This window comes from Micromonospora sp. BS32 (assembly GCF_059089345.1).
The window spans coordinates 1-476 of the sequence record NZ_JBSSHR010000089.1 but is presented as its reverse complement, the minus strand read 5'-3'; the positions used below and the strand labels follow the sequence as shown (position 1 = coordinate 476).

Genomic DNA, 476 nt, shown 5'->3' with positions numbered 1-476 from the left:
ATCAACGCCTGCAGTACCCATGTCAGGACCGCCGGCAGACCAAGCGCTCGCTCCATGGAAAAGCCGCCGACCTGAAGCGCGGCGAAGAACACCGAGGTGACGATCGTCGCGATCGGGCTGGCCATGGCAAGGACGGCCGCCATCAGCCCGGACCATGTGTAGCCCGGAGCAAGCAAGGCGCCGTCGGTGAAGCGATACTGCTGCCCGAGGATCAGCAGGGCGCCGACCAGGCCGGCCAGCGCACCGCTGAGGAATGCCACCCTTTGCGTCTGTCGCGACAGGTTCACGCCAGAGTACTGCGCGAAACGGGCATTGAGGCCGGTCATGCGCCATTCGAAGCCGTTCACGCCGCTTCTGTCGTTGACCACGATGACCAGCGCGACGACCGTCATGATGACCATGGCCATGCTGATCGGCAGGTCCAATATATGGGCGGGTAGACGAGCACCGGAGGCGACACGATAGGTCTCCGGCAT

1 protein-coding gene is annotated in these 476 nt (G+C 64.1%); it reads right to left on the bottom strand.

Annotated features, from left to right (window positions below; translation table 11 throughout):
* The coding region (locus AC5RWQ_RS30390; protein ID WP_494286030.1) for an ABC transporter permease subunit at positions 1 to 425 on the bottom strand (425 nt) is incomplete at its 3' end.
* Between the last annotated feature and the right edge of the window lie 51 nt (positions 426 to 476).